16 protein-coding genes are annotated in these 17,952 nt (G+C 73.4%); 1 reads left to right on the top strand and 15 read right to left on the bottom strand.

Features of this window, described 5'->3' with window-relative positions; genetic code table 11:
* Position 1: 1 nt before the first annotated feature.
* The 4 genes from aroC to V1634_RS25465 all read right to left on the bottom strand — a co-directional run bounded on the left by aroC (position 2) and on the right by V1634_RS25465 (position 3,022).
* A complete protein-coding gene (aroC, locus tag V1634_RS25480; protein ID WP_331210418.1) occupies positions 2 to 1,180 on the bottom strand; it encodes a chorismate synthase in 1,179 nt (392 codons plus the stop codon).
* A 97-nt stretch (positions 1,181 to 1,277) separates the two neighbouring features.
* Positions 1,278 to 1,775 (bottom strand): MarR family winged helix-turn-helix transcriptional regulator, encoded by a 498-nt coding sequence (locus tag V1634_RS25475; protein ID WP_331210417.1) that lies wholly within the window; start codon positions 1,773 to 1,775, stop codon positions 1,278 to 1,280.
* Between the two features lie 283 nt (positions 1,776 to 2,058).
* Complete coding sequence (locus tag V1634_RS25470) at positions 2,059 to 2,241, bottom strand: DUF397 domain-containing protein (protein WP_407951854.1); 183 nt, start codon at positions 2,239 to 2,241, stop codon at positions 2,059 to 2,061.
* Entirely contained in the window at positions 2,210 to 3,022 is an 813-nt protein-coding gene (locus tag V1634_RS25465) for a helix-turn-helix domain-containing protein (protein ID WP_331210467.1), read from the bottom strand. Before V1634_RS25465 ends, V1634_RS25470 begins: the two co-directional genes overlap by 32 nt.
* 611 nt (positions 3,023 to 3,633) lie before the next feature.
* Between V1634_RS25465 and V1634_RS25460 the strand changes: the two genes are divergently transcribed.
* The gene (locus V1634_RS25460) at positions 3,634 to 3,924 is read left to right on the top strand and encodes a hypothetical protein (RefSeq protein ID WP_331210415.1); all 291 of its coding nucleotides are present in this window, start codon (positions 3,634 to 3,636) and stop codon (positions 3,922 to 3,924) included.
* Between the two features lie 123 nt (positions 3,925 to 4,047).
* Here V1634_RS25460 and V1634_RS25455 read toward each other — a convergent pair whose 3' ends face one another.
* The 11 genes from V1634_RS25455 to V1634_RS25405 all read right to left on the bottom strand — a co-directional run bounded on the left by V1634_RS25455 (position 4,048) and on the right by V1634_RS25405 (position 17,767).
* Positions 4,048 to 4,878, bottom strand: coding sequence for a shikimate dehydrogenase (locus V1634_RS25455; protein WP_331210466.1), 831 nt, complete (start codon positions 4,876 to 4,878; stop codon positions 4,048 to 4,050).
* A gap of 12 nt (positions 4,879 to 4,890) precedes the next feature.
* Positions 4,891 to 6,111 carry an endolytic transglycosylase MltG gene (gene mltG / locus V1634_RS25450; protein ID WP_331210414.1) on the bottom strand — a complete coding sequence of 407 codons (1,221 nt, stop codon included), beginning with the start codon at positions 6,109 to 6,111 and terminating at the stop codon, positions 4,891 to 4,893.
* Complete coding sequence (ruvX, locus tag V1634_RS25445) at positions 6,108 to 6,569, bottom strand: Holliday junction resolvase RuvX (protein ID WP_331210413.1); 462 nt, start codon at positions 6,567 to 6,569, stop codon at positions 6,108 to 6,110. The genes mltG and ruvX overlap by 4 nt, the downstream gene beginning before the upstream one ends.
* 225 nt (positions 6,570 to 6,794) lie before the next feature.
* On the bottom strand, positions 6,795 to 9,476 hold the full coding sequence (gene alaS, locus V1634_RS25440) for an alanine--tRNA ligase (RefSeq protein ID WP_331210412.1): 2,682 nt from the start codon (positions 9,474 to 9,476) through the stop codon (positions 6,795 to 6,797).
* A gap of 22 nt (positions 9,477 to 9,498) precedes the next feature.
* A complete protein-coding gene (locus tag V1634_RS25435) occupies positions 9,499 to 9,804 on the bottom strand; it encodes a hypothetical protein (RefSeq protein WP_331210411.1) in 306 nt (101 codons plus the stop codon).
* Positions 9,805 to 9,846: 42 nt separating this feature from the next.
* Entirely contained in the window at positions 9,847 to 10,317 is a 471-nt protein-coding gene (locus V1634_RS25430; RefSeq protein WP_331210410.1) for a DUF948 domain-containing protein, read from the bottom strand.
* A gap of 141 nt (positions 10,318 to 10,458) precedes the next feature.
* Positions 10,459 to 11,100 carry a hypothetical protein gene (locus tag V1634_RS25425; RefSeq protein WP_331210465.1) on the bottom strand — a complete coding sequence of 214 codons (642 nt, stop codon included), beginning with the start codon at positions 11,098 to 11,100 and terminating at the stop codon, positions 10,459 to 10,461.
* 2,441 nt (positions 11,101 to 13,541) lie between these two features.
* Positions 13,542 to 15,182 (bottom strand): replication-associated recombination protein A, encoded by a 1,641-nt coding sequence (locus V1634_RS25420; protein WP_331210409.1) that lies wholly within the window; start codon positions 15,180 to 15,182, stop codon positions 13,542 to 13,544.
* Between the two features lie 76 nt (positions 15,183 to 15,258).
* Positions 15,259 to 15,723: a hypothetical protein gene (locus V1634_RS35520; protein WP_407951852.1), complete on the bottom strand. Its 465-nt coding sequence runs from the start codon at positions 15,721 to 15,723 to the stop codon at positions 15,259 to 15,261.
* Positions 15,724 to 15,737: 14 nt separating this feature from the next.
* Positions 15,738 to 17,108, bottom strand: coding sequence for an MFS transporter (locus V1634_RS25410; protein ID WP_331210408.1), 1,371 nt, complete (start codon positions 17,106 to 17,108; stop codon positions 15,738 to 15,740).
* Complete coding sequence (locus V1634_RS25405; RefSeq protein ID WP_331210407.1) at positions 17,105 to 17,767, bottom strand: ArsR/SmtB family transcription factor; 663 nt, start codon at positions 17,765 to 17,767, stop codon at positions 17,105 to 17,107. The genes V1634_RS25410 and V1634_RS25405 overlap by 4 nt, the downstream gene beginning before the upstream one ends.
* Positions 17,768 to 17,952 lie beyond the last annotated feature (185 nt).

Here is a 17,952-nt window from a genome sequence, read left to right as displayed (position 1 = left end):
CTCACCGGATCACCAGGTTGTCGAGGTAGCCGGCGAGGTTGCGGCGGATCTCGGCGACCGAGTCGCCGCCGAACTTCTCCAACGCCGCCTCGGCCAGTACCAGCGCGACCATCGTCTCGGCGACGATCGCGGCGGCGGGTACGGCGCAGACGTCGGAGCGCTGGTTGATCGCGGTCGCCGGCTCGCCGGTCGTGACGTCCACGGTGGAGAGTGCCCGGTTGAGCGAGGAGATCGGCTTCATCGCGGCGCGTACCCGCAGTGGCTCGCCGGTGGTGATCCCGCCCTCCAGGCCGCCGGCCCGGTCGGTGACCCGGCGTACCCCGGTCGCGGTGGGGACGATCTCGTCGTGCGCCACCGAGCCGCGGGACCGGGCCTGCTGCCAGGCGTCGCCAATCTCCACACCCTTGATGGCCTGGATGGACATCAGCGCCGCGGCGAGCCGGGCGTCGAGCTTGCGGTCCCACTGCACATGGCTGCCCAGCCCTGGCGGCACCCCGTAGCCGAGCACCTCGACGATGCCGCCGAGGGTGTCGGCGTCGGCCTTGGCGGCGTCCACCTCGGCGACCATCCGGGCGCTGGCCTCCGGGTCGAGGCAGCGCAGCGGGTCGGCGTCGATCCGCTCGGCGTCCTCCGGCCGGGGCTGGAGCCCGGGTTTGGCTGCCACCGAGCCGAGTTCCACCACGTGCGAGACGATCTCGATGCCGAGCGCCTGCCGGAGCAGGGCCCGGGCGACGGTGCCGACCGCGACCCGGGCGGCGGTTTCGCGGGCGCTGGCCCGCTCCAGGATGGGCCGGGCGTCGGTGTGGCCGTATTTCTGCATGCCGGCCAGGTCGGCGTGCCCGGGTCGGGGGCGGGTGAGCGGCGCGTTGCGGGCCTGCCCGGCGAGCAGCTCCGGGTCGACCGGGTCGGCCGCCATCACCGTCTGCCACTTCGGCCACTCCGAGTTGCCGACCCGGATAGCCACCGGGCTGCCCAGGGTCAGACCGTGCCGGAGTCCGCCGATGATCTCGACCTCGTCCCGCTCGAAGGCCATCCGGGCGCCCCGGCCGTAGCCGAGCCGGCGGCGACCCAACTGGCGGACGACCTCCTCACTGGTCACCTCGACCCCGGCCGGCAACCCTTCCAGCACCGCAACCAGGGCGGGACCATGGGACTCCCCCGCCGTCAACCAGCGCAACACGACCAACCCTCTCCTCGTCGCGACCGGGCCGGCCGCCCGCCGGTCAAGTTTGGCACGGCCCCGGTCCGCTGCCGCGCACCGCCCGCGCCGTCCCGTTCTACGGACTGGCGGTCTCCGGCGGGCCGGGCGGCCGGTCGGCACGTTCCTGGTCGGCGAGGAGGTCGGCGAGGCGCCGCAGCTGGTCGGCGGCCCGGACGATGTCCCGCCGGGCCGGCTCGTCGAGCCGGTGCAGCGCGTCGAGCAGCAGGTCCCGCCGGTGTGCGACGTAGTCGCCGATCCGCAGGTGTGCGGCCGGGGTCAGCCGGAGCCGGACGATCCGCCGGTTCTGCGGGTCCCGGGTGCGCTCCAGCAGGCCGGCGCCGGCGAGGTCGCCGACCAGGGTACTGACCGTGTTGGCGGCGGTGTGCAGCCGCTCTGCGGCCTCCTTCACGCTGATCCCGGGGCAGCGTTCGACCAGCCGGAGCACCTCCACCTGGGCGTCCGGCAGCGGTGTCCGGCCGGTACGCCGGCTGGTCGACCGGCGCAGCACCCGGTGCAGGTCGGCCACCGCGCCGCCGAGCGTCTCCGCCGCGCCGACCGTCGCCTCGTCGGTCATCCTCGCCCCCGTCGTCTCCTCGGCCGGCACCGTCCCGGCGTCGGCGCGCCGATGGCCGTGTCGGTGCTCGGCAGTGCCGCGCTCTCCGCACTGATGGTCCTCACCCTCGCCGGGGGAAGGAGGACGGGGGCCGACCGAGCCGGCGGCGAAGCGGCCGAAGCGGGTGAGCCGGTGAAAACCGAACGAACGGGTACGCCCGCCGGTCCCGCCCCGGCAGAACACACATGAGCGCCCCGCCGCCCGGGTGGTCCGGATAGCGGGGCGCTGGTCGTGTCTCTGCCGGCTACGGCCGCCGGGCTACCTCGCCGACGAACGCCCGCCAAGCGGTCGAACCGAAGGTCAGGGTGCCGCCATCCCGATCCTTGGTGTCCCGGACCAGCACCCGGCCCGGAAGATTGTCGGCAACCTCGACACAGGCACCGCCATTCGGGCTGCTACGGCTGCTCTTTCGCCAACGCGGCTCCATGGTCATCAATCACCCTCAGGATGAAGTCTCTGGTTTCTGACCAGGGTAGCGCCACGGCGCAGATGGATTCCCACGCGCGCCCCAGGTACAAGAGGTCTCGGACCTTGGCCGCTACGTCCCCGGACAGTTGATGGTCGACGTAGGCGACGGACGCGCCGTCCGTCAGTGTGGCGACGGCGAACGCCCCGGCATGCCCCACGTGCAGGCCGGCCGTGAACGGCACCATCCTGACGTGCACGTTCGGCCGGTGACCGACGTCAACAAGGTGCTCGAGCTGTCGCTTCATAACCCCGGGGTCGCCGTGCCGCAATACAGCCTCGCCGATGATGGCGGTGAGGACGACCGGAGTCGGTCGGTCGAAGACGGCCGCTTGCCGCCTGATCCTTGTCCGAACCGCTTCCTCGACCTGATCCGCAGTGTGGGGTCCTGCGGCCGTCACCGCTCGCGCGTACTCGTCCGTCTGGAGCAGGCCAGGAATTACGGACGGTTCAAACCACCGCAGGATGACCGCGCGCGCCTCGTTCTCCTCCCACGGACGCAGCCATGGAGCGACCGAATCTCCCCGAGACCTGTCGGCCACACGGACCAGTTCGCCGCCGGCGCCAAGTGCGCGGTCAAGAGCGTCCGCCATGCCGTCGGCGGGGACGCTCCGGCCCGACTCGTAGTGACCGATTTGAGAGCCACTGACGTGTACCTCAGCCCCACGGCGTCCTGCGACATTCCGCGCTCCACCCGAAGCCTGCGCAACAGGTGACGAAACTCGTTCGTGTCGGCCAACTATCCCCCTCGGTCTGGTTGTAGGCCACTACTGCTCTCAGCACATCTTCCGTCACCACAGGGTCACGATCCAGGGTGGAGGGCAGACGGAGGAGCTTGCGAACACGGCCCGTCCATTCCCTGGAGGGCGTCCCATTGCGCTCCCCGGATTGGCCGCCTCCGTCAAAGGGGCGGGGACCGACTCAGAGGCACTGGCGGTCCCCGCCTTCGAATCTCCGAGACCCCGAGAGGTGATCCGATGGCGCTGGAAAGGCGACAACAACACCGACGAGACTGGCGGCGGCTGTGGCTGTACTGCCGATGTGGCCACCGCTGGGCCTGCCCAGACTCACTCAAACGGATTCCGCTGCCATTCGGCCCCCCGCTGCGCCCGATGACCGAAGCGGAGTACCGGGCCGGCATGAAGGCGTTCTCACCCAAGGTCACGCGGTCGGAGCCGATCGGTCCGCCGCCACCGGGCTCGCGCTGGGCACGGCACGGCCGGGATCCGCTCTGGAACTCGCCGGCCGGTCCACACCGGATCGGCCGAACCGGCGCACCGACACCGGCCCGGACCAACCGGGGCCACTACCGGGAACGAACGTCCGATGCCGAGCGCGCCGGTCGGATGTAGCGGTGATCGGGCCGCAGGAGCGCTGGTACCGGCACATGCGACGGCTCGCCCAGCGTCGCTACCCGACCGGCAGACACATTCCGACGCAGTCGTACAGCTGCGAAACCTGCCGGGACCCCTGGCCCTGCGCGCCCGCCCGCCCGGCCCTGATGATCGGGTTCAAAGGGAACCGAGTCGGGCTGATGATGTACCTCGGCGTACACCTCACCCGCGCACTGCGATCCATGCCCGACACGCACCCCGCGCTGATCGCCGGACAGATCCTCTACTGGGTGCCCCGGCGCCGCCCATGACCTCTCTCAGCACCCGATCGGCCCGCCTCGGTTCGCCGCCTTCCCCCGGCGCTCCGGGGCGGGCTGCTGCGAGCCCCGCCAGTCGAGCATCCGAACCACGTCGACCACGCGACCCGGGTCCGCTCAGTGCCCGGCGCGCGCGGCGGCGAGGGCGGAACGCATCTCGTGCACCGGGGCCGAAACCCCGGTGAACTGCTCGAACTGCCCGACCGCCTGGGCGAGCAGCAGGTCGAGGCCGGAGACGATCCGGCAGCCGGCCGCCGCCGCAGCCGCGGCCAGCGGAGTCGGCCACGGGTCGTAGACGACGTCGAAGAAGACCGTCTCGGGCCGCCAGGACCGGGCCGCCGCCGCGAACCCGTCGGCGGCCCCCTTCGGCACGGTGGAGATCACCAGATCCGCGCCGTCCCGCTCGCTCGGAGCCGCCCACTCCGCGATCTCGAACCGCAGCCCGAGCGTGCCGGCCAGCCGGGCCAGCTCCGCACCGGCGGCGGGCCGGCGTACCCGGCAGGTGACCCGGCGGGCGGCCAGTTGGACCGCGGCGGCGAGCGCGGCCCGGGCCGTACCGCCGGCACCGAGCAACACCACCTCCGCGCCGGCCGGCACACCGGCGCCGGTCAGCACGTCGACCATCCCCGGTACGTCGGTGTTGTCGGCGGCCCAGGAGCCGTCCGGCCGGCGTACCAGAGTGTTGGCGGCACCGATCGCGGCGGCGACCGGCGAGACCTGGCCGGCCACCGCGAGCGCCGCCTCCTTCAGCGGCATGGTCAGCGAGAGCCCCGCCCATTCCGGGCCGAGCCCGGCCACCAGGTCGGGCAGCTCCGCCTCGGCGCACTCGATCGCCGTGTAGGACCAGCCGGTCAACCCGGCGGCCGCGTAGCCGGCGTTGTGGATCACCGGGGAGAGCGAGTGCGCGATCGGCTTGCCCAGCACCGCCGCCCGGCGCTGGGCGCTCAGCACGTCGTCACCTCAGAGCACGCCGTTCTCGCGGGCCTTCTGTTTGTTCCGCTCGTGCTCCTCGTTGGTGGTGGCGAACTCGGAGTGGCCCTCCTTGTCGACCGCCACGAAGAACAGCCAGGTCCCCTTCGGCGGGTTCATCGCCCCTTCCAGCGCCTTCTGGCCGGGGTTGTTGATCGGCCCGGGGGGCAGCCCGGCCTTGCCGTGCATCCGGTACGGGTTGTTCTTGTCGAAGAGTTCCGCGTCCGTCATGTCCCCGGACCGCTTGGTCTTCTTGCCGGTCCGCTCCCAGTAGTAGTTGACCCCGACGTCGAACTCCAGGCAGCCGGTCAGGCCGTTACCGTTCTTGCAGTAGTGGGCCTCGCTGTAGATCCGGTTGTAGGCCACCCGGGCGACCTTGCCGAGGTCGTCGGCGTTGCCCGCCTCGGCCTGGGCCAGCGACGCCACGATCAGCGCCTCGTACGGGCTGATCTCGCGCTCCTTCCGCACCCGGTCGGCGAAGTCGATCTCCTCGGCCACCGACAGGAAGCGTTGCACCATCAGCTTGAGGATCGCCTCGGCACTGGCGTTCGGCGGAAGCTCGTAGGTGTCCGGGAAGAGGAAGCCCTCGATCGACTTGTCGGCCTTCTGGCCGTCGTCGCGCTTGAACCAGAAGTCCGCGATGCCGAGCCCCTTCAGGTCCTTGGCGGCGGTCTCGAAGTCCTTGACCGGGAGCTTCGTCTCGGCCGCCAGCGCCTTGAAGATCTGCTTGACGGTGGCGCCCTCCCTGACCAGGAAGCCGTTGACGAGCTTGTTCTTCAGGTCGAGCAGCAGGCCGAGCGCGGCCTTCGCGTTCATCTCCTTGCGGACCTTGTAGGTGCCCGGCTGGATGTTCTGGCTCCGCGAGTTCTCCTGGGCCGCCTCGATGAACGCCTTGGTGCTCTTGACGACGCCGGCCGCGACCAGCGTGTTGGCGATCTCGGCGATGCTCTGGCCCTCTTCGACCTGGACCTGGACCTCACCGCTGCCGCTGCCGTCGTAGTCCGGCGTGACGAAGTAGCCCTGCACCCGGTCGAAGCCGTACCAGCCGGCGCCCCCGAGGACGCCGAGCAGCACGAACGTCATCAACAGCGCCGCGACCGTGCGGCCCCGCCCGCCACGCTTCTTCTTGCCGTCGCGCTTGCGCTGCGCGCCGCGCCGGTGGCGTCCCTTCTCCGCACGCTCGTCGAACGCGAGCTCCAACTCGTCGATCATCCCGTCCGCCTCCGCTGCCTGTCCAGCCAGCTCTGCAGAATCTCCACCGCGGCCGCCTGATCGACCACCGCCCGTTGACGCCGTCCTCGGACGCCCCGCTCGGCTAGCCTACGAGAAGCCACGACGGTCGACATCCTTTCATCCACCAGATCGACCGGCACGGGCGCGATCGCGGCGGCCAGCCGCTGGGCGTACGCCTTCGCCTGGGTCGCCGCCGGTCCGTGCACCCCGGCGAGGTTCACCGGCAGCCCGACCACCACCGTGACCACCTCGTGGAGTTCGACGAGCCGCGCGAGTTCTGAGATATCGGCCGGAACCGCCTCAATACCGGTCTTCAGGTCCCGGGCCAGCGTCACCAGCGGGGTGGCCAGGATCCCGTCCGGGTCGGAGAGCGCCACGCCCACGCGTACCTGGCCGACGTCCACGCCGAGTCGTACGCCACGGGACGGGACGGTCATCGCGTCCCGCCGCAGGCAGAGCCGGTGTACGGACCACCAGGTCCGCGACGGGGTCGGACCCGAGACGATGCGCTCGGGGAAGGTCGGTTCATCGTGCTACGCCACCGGAAAACTGGTTCATCCGATTCCTGTCGGCCGGCCCGGGGCAACTCCGCCCGGCCGGCGGGCCGTCGTGGCTGGAGATCCAATCACAACGGCCCGCCGGGGAGCAAACAGTGCCCGAGGTCACGCCTCGACTAGCGCCTTCTCGACCGCGGCCAGCAGGCTCGGCGCCTCACCGGCCGGCAGGCCGCCGCCCTGGGCCAGGTCGGCGTTGCCGCCGCCCCGGCCGGAGAGCGCGGCCTTGACCAGGACCGCCGCCGAGACGCCCCGGTCCTTGGCCGCGCCGTTCACCGCCACCACCAGTGACGCCTTGCCGTTCGCCCGGGCCGCCACCGCGACCACCGCCGGACGGGCCGCGTCGATCTTGCCCCGGATCTCCTGCGCGAGGGTACGCACGTCGTTGCCGGCCGCGCCCTCCGGCGCCTCGGTGCCGACGAAGGCGACCCCGCGGATGTCCCGGGCCGCCGAGGCGAGCGCCGCCGCACCGCCGAGCACCAACTGGGCGCGCAGCTTCTCCAGCTCCCGCTCGGCGTCCCGGAGCTGGGCGACCGTCTGCTCGACCCGGTCCGCCACCTGGTCGCCGGGGACCCGGTACAGCTCGGCCAGCCGGGAGACCAACAGGTGCTCCTTGGCCAGGAACCGGAACGCGTCGAGACCGACCAGCGCCTCGACCCGGCGTACCCCGGAGCCGATCGAGGACTCGGAGAGGATCTTCACCAGCCCGAGCTGGGCCGAGCGGGCCACGTGGGTACCGCCGCACAGCTCCCGGGCGTAGTCGCCGACCTCGACGACCCGCACCTCGTCGCCGTACTTCTCGCCGAAGAGCGCCATCGCGCCGAGCCGGCGGGCCTCCTCCTGCGAGGTGATGAAGGCGTGCACCTCCAGGTCGGCCAGGAGCACCTCGTTGACCTGCTGCTCGACGTCGTGCAGCACGCTCGGCGCCACCCCGGTCGGGGTGTTGAAGTCGAACCGCAACCGCCCCGGGGCGTTCAGCGAACCGGCCTGGGTCGCCGACTCGCCGAGGAAGTTACGCATCGTCTGGTGCACCAGGTGGGTCGCGGTGTGCGACCGGGAGATCGCCCGGCGGCGTACCACGTCGATCTCGGCGAGGCCGGCCTCACCGGTGCGAACCTCGCCCCGGACCACCCGGGCCCGGTGCACGATCAGCCCCGGGATCGGCTGCTGCACGTCGAGCACCTCGACCTGACCGGCGCCGACGGTGACCAGGCCGACGTCCGGCTGCTGACCGCCACCCTCGGCGTAGAACGGGGTCGCGTCCAGCACCAGTTCGATCGTGTCGCCCTCGCCGGCCACCTCGACCGGCACGCCGCCGGCACCGAGCAGCGCCCGCACCGACGACTCCCGGGAGACCTCGGTGTAGCCGGTGAACTGCACCGGCCCGCCGGAGTCGAGCACCGAACGGTACGCCGACAGGTCCACGTGCCCGGTCTTGCGGGCCTGCGCGTCGGCCTTGGCCCGGGCCCGCTGGTCGGCCATCAGCCGGCGGAACCCGTCCTGGTCCACCGAGAGACCCTGCTCGGCGGCGATCTCCAGGGTCAGGTCGATCGGGAAGCCGTACGTGTCGTGCAGCTGGAACGCCTTGTCGCCCGAGAGCTTCGCCCCGCCCGCCGAACGGGTCTCCGCGATCGCGGTGTCCAGGATCGTCGTACCGGCCCGCAGGGTGGCCAGGAACGCGTCCTCCTCGGCGTAGGCGTACGAGGAGATCCGGTCGAACTCGCTCGCCAGCTCCGGGTAGGACGGGGACATGCAGTCCCGGGCCACCGGCAGCAGCTCGGGCAGCGCCCGCTCCTGCCAGCCGAGCAGCCGGATCGCCCGGATCGCCCGCCGCATGATCCGGCGCAGCACGTAGCCGCGCCCCTCGTTGGCCGGGGTCACCCCGTCACCGATCAGCATCAGCGCGGTCCGCACATGGTCGGCGACCACCCGCAGCCGTACGTCGTCCGGGTGCGACTCGCTCGCCGCGTGCCCGGAGTGCGCCCCGTACCGCCGGCCGGTCAGCTCGGCCGCCCGGTCCAGGATCGGCCGCACCTCGTCGATCTCGTAGAGGTTGTCGACCCCCTGGAGAATGGCGGCCATCCGCTCCAGGCCCATGCCGGTGTCGATGTTCTTCGCCGGCAGGTCGCCGAGGATCGGGAAGTTCTCCTTGTCGGTGCCCGGACCCCGCTCGAACTGCATGAAGACGAGGTTCCAGAACTCCAGGTAGCGGTCCTCGTCGACCGCCGGCCCGCCCTCGGCACCGTACGCCGGGCCCCGGTCGTAGTAGATCTCGGAGCAGGGCCCGCACGGCCCGGGAATCCCCATCGACCAGAAGTTGTCCGCCTTGCCCCGCCGGACGATCCGCTCCGCCGGCACACCGGTCTTGCGCCAGATCGCCTCGGCCTCGTCGTCGTCCAGATAGACCGTCGGCCAGATCCGCTCCGGGTCCAGCCCGAAACCGCCCTCGGCGACCGGCTTGGTGACCAGCTCCCAGGCGAGCGCGATCGCGCCCTCCTTGAAGTAGTCACCGAACGAGAAGTTCCCGTTCATCTGGAAGAAGGTGCCGTGCCGGCTGGTCTTGCCGACCTCGTCGATGTCCGGGGTACGGATGCACTTCTGCACCGACACCGCCCGCCGGAACGGCGGTGTCTGCTGCCCGAGGAAGTACGGCACGAACTGCACCATGCCGGCGTTGACGAAGAGCAGGTTCGGGTCGTCGATCGCCGGCAGCGGAGCGGACGGCACCACCGTGTGCCCGTTGGCCTCGAAGTGCGCCAGGTAGCGCCGCTTGACTTCCGCCGTTTTCATCTCGTGCCTTCCTCCGGAAACCTCATCTGGTGCCATCCTCCGGAAACAACTCGCGGTCGCCGATGCGCGGGTCCTCGCGCAGCTCCTCGAACTGGTCGTCGAACGCGACGCCCTCGGCGAACGCCTGGTGGATCTGCTGCTCACGCTCGGCCATGCCGTCCCGGACATCGTCCGCGAAGTCCCGCAGGGACTGCACCAGACCACCGGCCGACTCCGCCAGCGAATTCGCGATGCCACCCGGCGTGTACGCCTGTGCGGTGCGGGTCAGCTTGCGGACCACCAGGGCGCCGACGGCCAGCCCGATGCCCAGCCAGAGCAGTCGTCTCATGGCCTCATCCTTCCTCCGTACCGGATCGCCGTGTGCGGCGGGTCAGCGTGCGCCGCGCCGGGCGGCCCGACGCTGCTGCTTCAGGGTGGTACGGACCTCGCGCTCCTGTTCGGCGTGCCGCCGGGCAGAGGCGGCCTTGCGCACGCCGTACCCGAAGGCGGCCACCTTGACCAGCGGGTTCGCCGCCGCCGCCGAAACCACGGTGCTCAGGTTGGCGATGTTGGCGGTGACGTTCTGGGCGTGACCGGTCATCGTGTCGATCTTGGCGAGCTGGATGTTCACCCCGTCCAGCGAGGTGTGCACCTGCCCCAGCGCGGTGTTCACGTTCTCCACCGTGACGTTCATGTTGGCGAGCAGCGGCGCCGTGCGGTCATTGATGTCGTTGATCGCCTGGGTCGCCGCGTCCACCGTGTTGCCCAGCCGCCAGATCGGCCTGGCCAGCACCAACACCAGCATCAGGAACGCACCGGCAGCGACGAGCGCAGCGATCTGGCCGATCTCTCCAGCGTCCACCCGTTGTCCTCCTCTATGCACCGTCTCGGATATCGCGCGCGACCGTCTCACCCGGACGTCCGGCGCCGTCCCACGACGGTTACCCGGAATGCCCTTCGGAGTACCAACCCCGAACCCTACCGTCGGTGACGACCGACGGCCTCACGACGGGGTGGGTGTGGGCGTCAGCCCGCCGAGCGGATCGTCGGTGAAGAGCGGATCCGGGTCCACGCCGGTGAGTGACGGATCAGTGGTCGGCTGCGGGCCGACCCGATCGTCCGCGATCGCGTTGCGCACCTTGATCGAGACGAGCGCACCGTCGCAGTTCACCCCCCCCGGCCCGGTCGCGGCCGGCGACGGCGCCGCGCCCGGCACGGAGAGCACCGGGTCGGGGCAGGCCGGCTTCCGTACCCACATGTCGAGGGTCAACTCGTCCCGGCGCCAGCAGGTGTAGTGCCCCTCCACCGGCTGTTCCGGGCAGAGCGCCACCTTCCACGGCCGCCATCCCTCGCGGGTCAACGCGGCCTCGTAGACCTGCGCCGTCTCCTCCCACGCCCGGTCCGACTCGACGGTCCGCTCCCGGAAGCGGCACTCGATGAAGCACCACCGGCTGCCGCTCACCCCGTCGACCGTGTCGGTGGCGGCCCAGGCCGGCACCGCCAGCGCGTCGAGGGAGTTGAACACCGGATCCCGGGTCGCGGCCCGGACCCCGAAGTACGTCGGCAGGGCGCCGAGCACCAGCAGGCTGGCCAGGAGCAGCGCGATCGTCTTCAACCGACGCTGTTCGCGGAGTTGCCGCCGCAGCTCCGCCCGGGCACCCCGGGCCGGCTCCGCCGACGGTTGCGCCGGGTCGGGGAGGTCCGGTCCGCCGTCGGGGCGGGGTCCGGCGACCGGCGGCGCGACCCCGGAACGGGCCGTCCCGTCGGAGCGGGCCGGACCGTCGGAACGGGGCGGACCGTCGGAGCGGGAGGCGCCGCCCGGGCGTACCGGTGGGCGGGTCGGGGACTCGGGCCGGACCGCCTCGTCCCGGGACGGGCCGTCCGGCAGGCCCGGTGCGGGCCGGACCGTCGGCGCCCGACCGGCCTGGACCGGGGCGGGACGCACGGGCGTACCGGCGCCGGGCTCCCGGGCCGGTCCGGCCGGTGGGGCGGAACCGGGTCCAGGGTGGACGGGTGCGACGGGTCCCCGGGCCGACGCCCGAGCAGCGCCGCCGGGAGCGTCGCCCCGGCCGGGTGCCGGCGGACCGCTCCGGTCGGCCGGCACGGCAGGGTACCGGCCGCCCGGCGCAGCGCGCCGCTCCGCCGGTTCCACCGGGGTTCGACCGAGCCCGGTGACCCGTGGAGATCCCGGCTCGGCAGCCGGCTCGACCGGCCGGGGGGCGCCGCCGCGCGGCGGTGCGGTGCGGGAAGCACCCGGCGCCACTGGCACACCGGCTCCGGACGGGCCTCCGGCGGCCGGAAGATCGCCGCGTGCCCCGGCGCCGAGCGGTGGTGCGACGGCGCCGTGCCGCCCGGGTACGACCGGCGGCAGTCCACCGTGCCGGCCGCCGCCCGTGCCGTCGGCCTCGAACGGCGGCCCGGACGGGGTCGCAGTGCCGGGGCGGCCCCGGGGAATCCGTCCGCCGTCCCGGGAGTCGTCGGTCGACGGTGCCCCGTGCCGGCCCGGGCCCGGGTGCCCGGCGTCGAAGCCGTCCGGCCCGGAGGGTGGCCGGTTGGCGGCCCTGCCCGGCCTGGTCACCGAACCCGGCCCGGCTACCGGCCGGCTGCCCGGCTCCGGGCCGGCCGGACCACCCGGGACCGGACCACCCGGGACCGGCGGATACCCGGGCGCCCCGGCTCCGGACGCCGGGGCCGGTGGCCCGTATCCGGCGGCCGGGGTGACCGGGCGGACACCGCCCCGACCAGCCTTGCGGATCCAGTCAGCGGGCCGCTCGGGATGACCGGGCGGGCGGGTCTCCCGCTCGCCGGCCGAGTGCGCGCCACCCGGGACGGAACGCGCTCCCGAGCCGGGCGGACCGCTGGCCGCGGCGTGTGCACCGCCACCGGCCGAGTGCGCCGCATCAGCGGAGTGCGTACCTCCGGGGGCGGAGTGCGCTCCCCCGCCCGTCGAGGAGGCGCCGGGGCTCGCCGAGGGTGCCCCGCCGGAGGGGGGCGTACCGGCACCCGTGGAGTAGCCGGCGGCGGAGTGCGTACCGGCGTCGGCGGCGTGCGCCCCGGAGGGCGGCACAACGGCGCCGGGGCGACGCGCGCCCAGGACCGGACCGCCGCGTCCCGGCCCGCCCTGGTCGCGCTCGGCGGCACCTGGCCGACCCGGTACGGCCGGAGCGGTCGGAACCGGCGGGGCGTTGCCGGAGGCCGGTACGACGAATTCCCCGCTGGTCGGCGCGGCCGGCGGCCCGACCCGCCCGCCGGAGCCCGGCAGGCTGCCCGGACCGGCGAAGTCACCGGCGGCGGAGCCGGCCGGCCGGCCGTGCCGACCGTCGCCGGGCTCGGTGGGCGGGGCCGCCCGGCGGCCCGGGGACGGCTCCTCCGCACGGCCGCCCGCTGCCCGCCGCCCCGCAGCCGGCTCGACCGGTGCGGCGCCGTGCCGGGGCTGGTGCCCGGCGGGCGGTACCGGCTCACCCGGCCACGGTGCGGCGCCGGGCCGCATCGCCGGCTCGCCCCGGTCGCTGCCGGGGCGATGCTCCGGCGCCGGTCCGGACCAGGCCGTCGGAGCGGGCTCGGCCGGACGGCCCGGTCGGCCGAGCGGTGGTGCCGGCACGACCGGCGGGACCACGGAGGTCGGTGGCGGCGGGACGGCCGGGGAACGCGGCTCGGCACGCGGCGGCTGGGGACCGGGGCCCCGCACGGGCGGGGCCGGCTCGGCAGATTCCGGTGCGCGGCGGGGCGGTACCGGCGGCTCCGGCTCGTCCCGGCGCCGGCCGGGCCCGGCCATCGGATCCGCCGACGGCGATCCGGGCGACGGCACCGAGCCGGTGTCGTCCGGACCGGCCTCCGGCAGCCGTTCGTAGGCGGCGGGGACCCGGGCCGGCGGGTCGGCCGGGGTGGTGCCGTCGGCCGGGCCGATGTCGACCTTCTGCTCCTTGGCGGTACGCAGGTCGGTGATCCAGCCGAGCTCCTCGCCGCTTACCTCCGGCTGCTCGGGCGGAGTCTCCTCCGACCTGCCCCGGCCCCAGCGGCGTCCCTTGCCCCGTGGTTCCCGCCGCTCGTCGTGGCCGTCCTCGCCCCGGTCCGAACCGCGCGATCTCACTGGTCTTCCTCCCCCTCGGGCGTCCCGCCGCCGTCTGCTGTCACCCTGCCGTTCACGGCATCCTCCGGTGCCTCGCCGTTGGCGGCACCGTGCGGCACCTCGCCGTTCGCGGCTTCCCCCGGCACCCTGCCGTTCGTGGCACCGTCCGGCACCTCGCCGTTCGCGGCTTCCCCCGGTGCCTCGTCGGGGGCTGTCGCCGGGGCCCGCCTGCCGGGGCCGCCCCCACCTCCGGCTTGCTTGGCAGTGCCGCCGGTCGGCGGCGGGCCCTGCCCCCGGACGATCCGGCGCAGCAGTGGCAGCCGGGTTTCGACGGCTCGCTCCGCGCCGTGTCCGCTCGGCCGGTAGTAGTCCACCCCGACCAGGTCGTCCGGGACGTACTGCTGGGTGACCACCCCCCGGTGGTCGTCGTGCGGATAGCGGTAACCGGTGCCGTGCCCCAGTCCCCGTGCCCCGGAATAGTGTGCGTCGCGCAGCGCCCGGGGCACCGAACCGCCCCGACCGGCCCGTACGTCGCCGATCGCCGCGCCGATCGCCGTGGTCGCCGAGTTGGACTTCGGCGCGGTGGCCATGTGGATGACGGCGTGGGCGAGGTTGAGCTGTGCCTCGGGCAGGCCGACGTACTCGACGGCGTGCGCCGTGGCGGTGGCGACGCTCAGCGCGGTCGGATCGGCCATCCCGACGTCCTCACTCGCGAAGATCACGATCCGCCGGGCGATGAACCGGGCGTCCTCGCCCGCCACCAGCATCCGGGCCAGCCAGTGCAGCGCCGCGTCCACATCGGAACCCCGCATGCTCTTGATGAAGGCGCTCACCACGTCGTAGTGGGCGTCGCCGTCGCGGTCGTAACGGACCGCGGCCACGTCGACGGCCTGCTCGGCGGTGGCCAGGTTGATCACGGTCTCGCCCAGGGCCGTGGCCGAGCCGGCCGCCGCCTCCAGCGCGGTGAGCGCCTTGCGTACGTCCCCTCCGGCGAGCCGGACGAGGTGCTCCTCGGCATCGGGAGCGAGGGTGAGCGCGCCGGCCAGTCCGCGCTCGTCGACGACGGCTCGGCGGAGCAGTCCCCGTACCGCGTCGTCGTCCAGCGATTGCAGGGTGAGCAGTACGCACCGGGAAAGCAGCGGCGAGATGACCGAGAAGTACGGATTCTCCGTGGTCGCCGCCAGCAGGGTGACCGTACGGTCCTCGACCGCGGCCAGCAGGGAGTCCTGCTGGGTCTTGCTGAACCGGTGCACCTCGTCGATGAAGAGTACGGTCGGACGCCCGCCGGCCCGCCGCTCGCGACGGGCGGTGTCGATCACCGCGCGGACGTCCTTCACCCCTGCGGAGAGCGCCGACATCGCCACGAAGCGTCGCTCGGTGGCCCGGGCCACCAGGTGCGCGATGGTGGTCTTGCCGCTGCCCGGCGGCCCCCACAGGATCACCGACATCGGTGACGCGCCGGTCACGAGCTGTCGCAGTGGTGCCCCGGGTGCGAGCAGATGGTCCTGCCCGATCAGTTCGTCCAGGCTGGCCGGACGCATCCGGACCGGCAGCGGCGAGTCGGCGGAGGGTACGGTGAAGCCGTCGGCGGCGGTCCCGGCCGGCGCGCTGCGCCCGCCCGCGGGATCGACGAGTGAGAATAGGCCGTCGGACTCCATCACGAAGACATTACCGGCCCGGTTTCCGGTGCCGGAAATGCACCGATAACCGGGCCGGTCGTGGTTCCGACGGACATCAGCCTCGACCGGGCCGGCGACCCCGGTACCACCGTCCGCCACCGCCGCCACCGGCGGTGCGTGGGCCGCGACCCACTCCGGCGAGGTAGAGGGCGAGGCAGAGCAGGCCGATCAGCACCAGGGTGGAGAAGTTGAACAGGTCGGGCGCGCCCAGGTTCTCGTCGAACAGGTCCAGCAGCAGCGCGAAGGCGAAGACTCCGGCGGCGATATAGGCAAGCATGTGTTCCTCCGGCGGGGGTCCCAGTAGGTCGGCCAGGATGTACCCGACGGCGACCCGGGCCAATCCCCCGGCCGCCGCCCCGGCCAGCGAAGCTCGGGGGGACGGCCGGCGAAGCCGGGGGGATGGCACGGGTCCCGGCCGGGACACCCCGTCGAGCCAGCGCACCGCCACCCCACCGCTCAGGTCCGGCTCGGCCTGCCGAACCGTGGTCGCGTCCTTCGCCGGTGCGGGAGCGAGAACCACCGGGCCGACCGGCGCTAGCCGTGGCTCGACGTCACCGAACCGCTCCCCTGGACCTCGATGGCGGTCGGCACCGATCCCGCCGGACCCGGCTCGGCCGGAGCCGATGCCGAAGTACCGGGCCCGGACGGATCTGGCTGGGCGGGGACCGGAGCACGGCGGTTCGCCCACCAGGCCGGCAGGTAGAGCGGTGCGGCGGCGGCCAGTACGATGCCGCCCACCACCATCGCCGTGCTCACCGAGGTCGCTGCGGCCAGCGAGGTGAGCACGACGCCGCCGAGCGCGCCGGCCGGCTGGGCCACCATCGAGTTCAGCGAGATGACACTGTTCCGGTACGGGCCGTCGACCTGCCGGTGCAGCAGCCCTGCGTGCAGCGGGTTGGACGCGCCGTGCACGGCGTAGCAGAGCAGGTAGGCCGCGATGATCCCGACCGGCCCGGCGAGCAGTCCCATCCCGACGACCGTGGCCCCCTGGAGGATCCGGAGCAGCCCGGCACTGACCGGCACGCCCAGCCACCGGCTCGCGTACGCGATCAGCGCCGCGCCGCCCGCCGAGGCGAGCCAGGCCACCGAGGCGGTCGGACCGAGCAGCGCCGCCGCCCGGTCCGGGTTGCCGAGCACCTCGGCGAGCCGGACCGGCAGCAGCGTCTCGAAGGTGACCATCCCGAAGCCCCAGAACAACTCCACCGCGATCAGCGCGAGCACGATCCGGGAGCGGCGGGCCAGCCCCAGGGCACCGCCGATCGCGCCGGGCACCGCTCGGAGCGAGCCGCGCAGCGCGGCGACACCGGCTGCCGGGCGCACCTCCACCAGCAGCAGGAGCATGGTGGCCAGGGCGACCACCTCCAGGGTGATCGCCACCAGCACCGGCAGGGTGAGCGCGCTGATTCCGCCGACCGGGCCGAGCGCGACGAGGCCGCCGCTGAGCAGCGCGCCGGCACCGATGCAGACGCCGAGGACGACGCCGCCGGCGCTGAGGCCGCGCTCGATCGGCGCGTCGGGGTCGGCGGCCAGGGCGGCGTCGACGTACCAGGACTCCAGCGGGCCGCTGTCCAGGGCCCGGAAGATGCCCTGGAGCAGGAACACCAGGAGGAACAGCACGAAGGAGTCGGCCGTCAGCAGGAGCAGGAGCGATCCGAGGTTGACCAGCGCCGCCCCGACCAGCACCGGTTTGCGTCCCAGCGCGTCGGCGAATCCGCCGGTCGGCAGCTCCAGCGCGAGCACCATCAGGCCCTGCGCGGCGGCGACGAACCCGACCTGCGGCAGGCTGAGCCCGCGTTCCAGCAACAGCAGCATGAGCACCGGGATCAGCAGCCCGGTGGGCAGCCAGCGCAGCCCGTGCAGGATCAGGTAGCGCCGCCGGACCTGCCGGCCGGTCAGCGCGGTCACGGCCGCTCTCCGTCCTCGTCGACTCCGCCGGCCAGGGGTATCCGGGCGCGCACCGGGAAGCTGTGCAGGTAGAGCAGGACCTGCTCGGTGCCGTCCCCCGGCTCCGGCAGGTCCACACCGTCGACCCCCGGTACGGCGTGCTGGTAGCGGTCGACCACCGCGTGCAGTTCGTCGTTGAGCTGGCGCAACTGTGCCGGGGTCAGCCGGAGCAGCACGTCGGAGAAGGTGGCCGCGTCACGCCACTCGACCGGGAATTCGTGCTGCTCGGTGATCCAGCGCTCGGTCAGGTCGGCGTGCAGCCGTACCGCGTGCCGGTGCAGCCAGTCGGCTGCCGCCAGCGCGTCCGGATCGCCGTCGAAGTTGCTCCGGCGCCAGCTGCTGAACTGGTGTGCGGCCCGCCACCAGCGCTGCCGTCCGGATCCCCGGTCCGGCTCCTCCACCACCAGCCCGGCGTCGGCGAGCTGCCGCAGGTGGTAGCTGGTGGCGCCGCTGTTGGTGCCGAGCGCCTGGGCCAGCCGGGTCGCGGTGGCCGGACCGTCGGAGCGGAGCGCGATCAGCAGCCGGGCGCGCAGCGGATGGGCCAGGACGCGGATCTGGGTGCTGTCCAGCGCCACCACCGAGGGCGAGAGCTGGTCGGGAGGCGACGACTCGGGTTCCATGCGTGCACAATAACTGTGCACAAACGTTGTGCACAATAGTTGTGCACAGAATCTGTGCACGCGTGTGGAGCCCGGAAACCACAGAGACGTGGGGGGCGGGGCCGGGGGCCCCGCCCCCCCCCCCCCCCCCCCGGCCCCCCCCCCCCCCCCCCCCCCCCCCCCGCCCCCCCCCCCCGCCCCCCCCC

The sequence above is a fragment of the Plantactinospora veratri genome, from assembly GCF_036421995.1.
In the GTDB taxonomy this organism is placed as follows: Bacteria; Actinomycetota; Actinomycetes; order Mycobacteriales; family Micromonosporaceae; genus Plantactinospora; species Plantactinospora veratri.
Note: the sequence above shows the minus strand (reverse complement) of the source record. Positions and strands in the feature narration are given on the sequence as shown.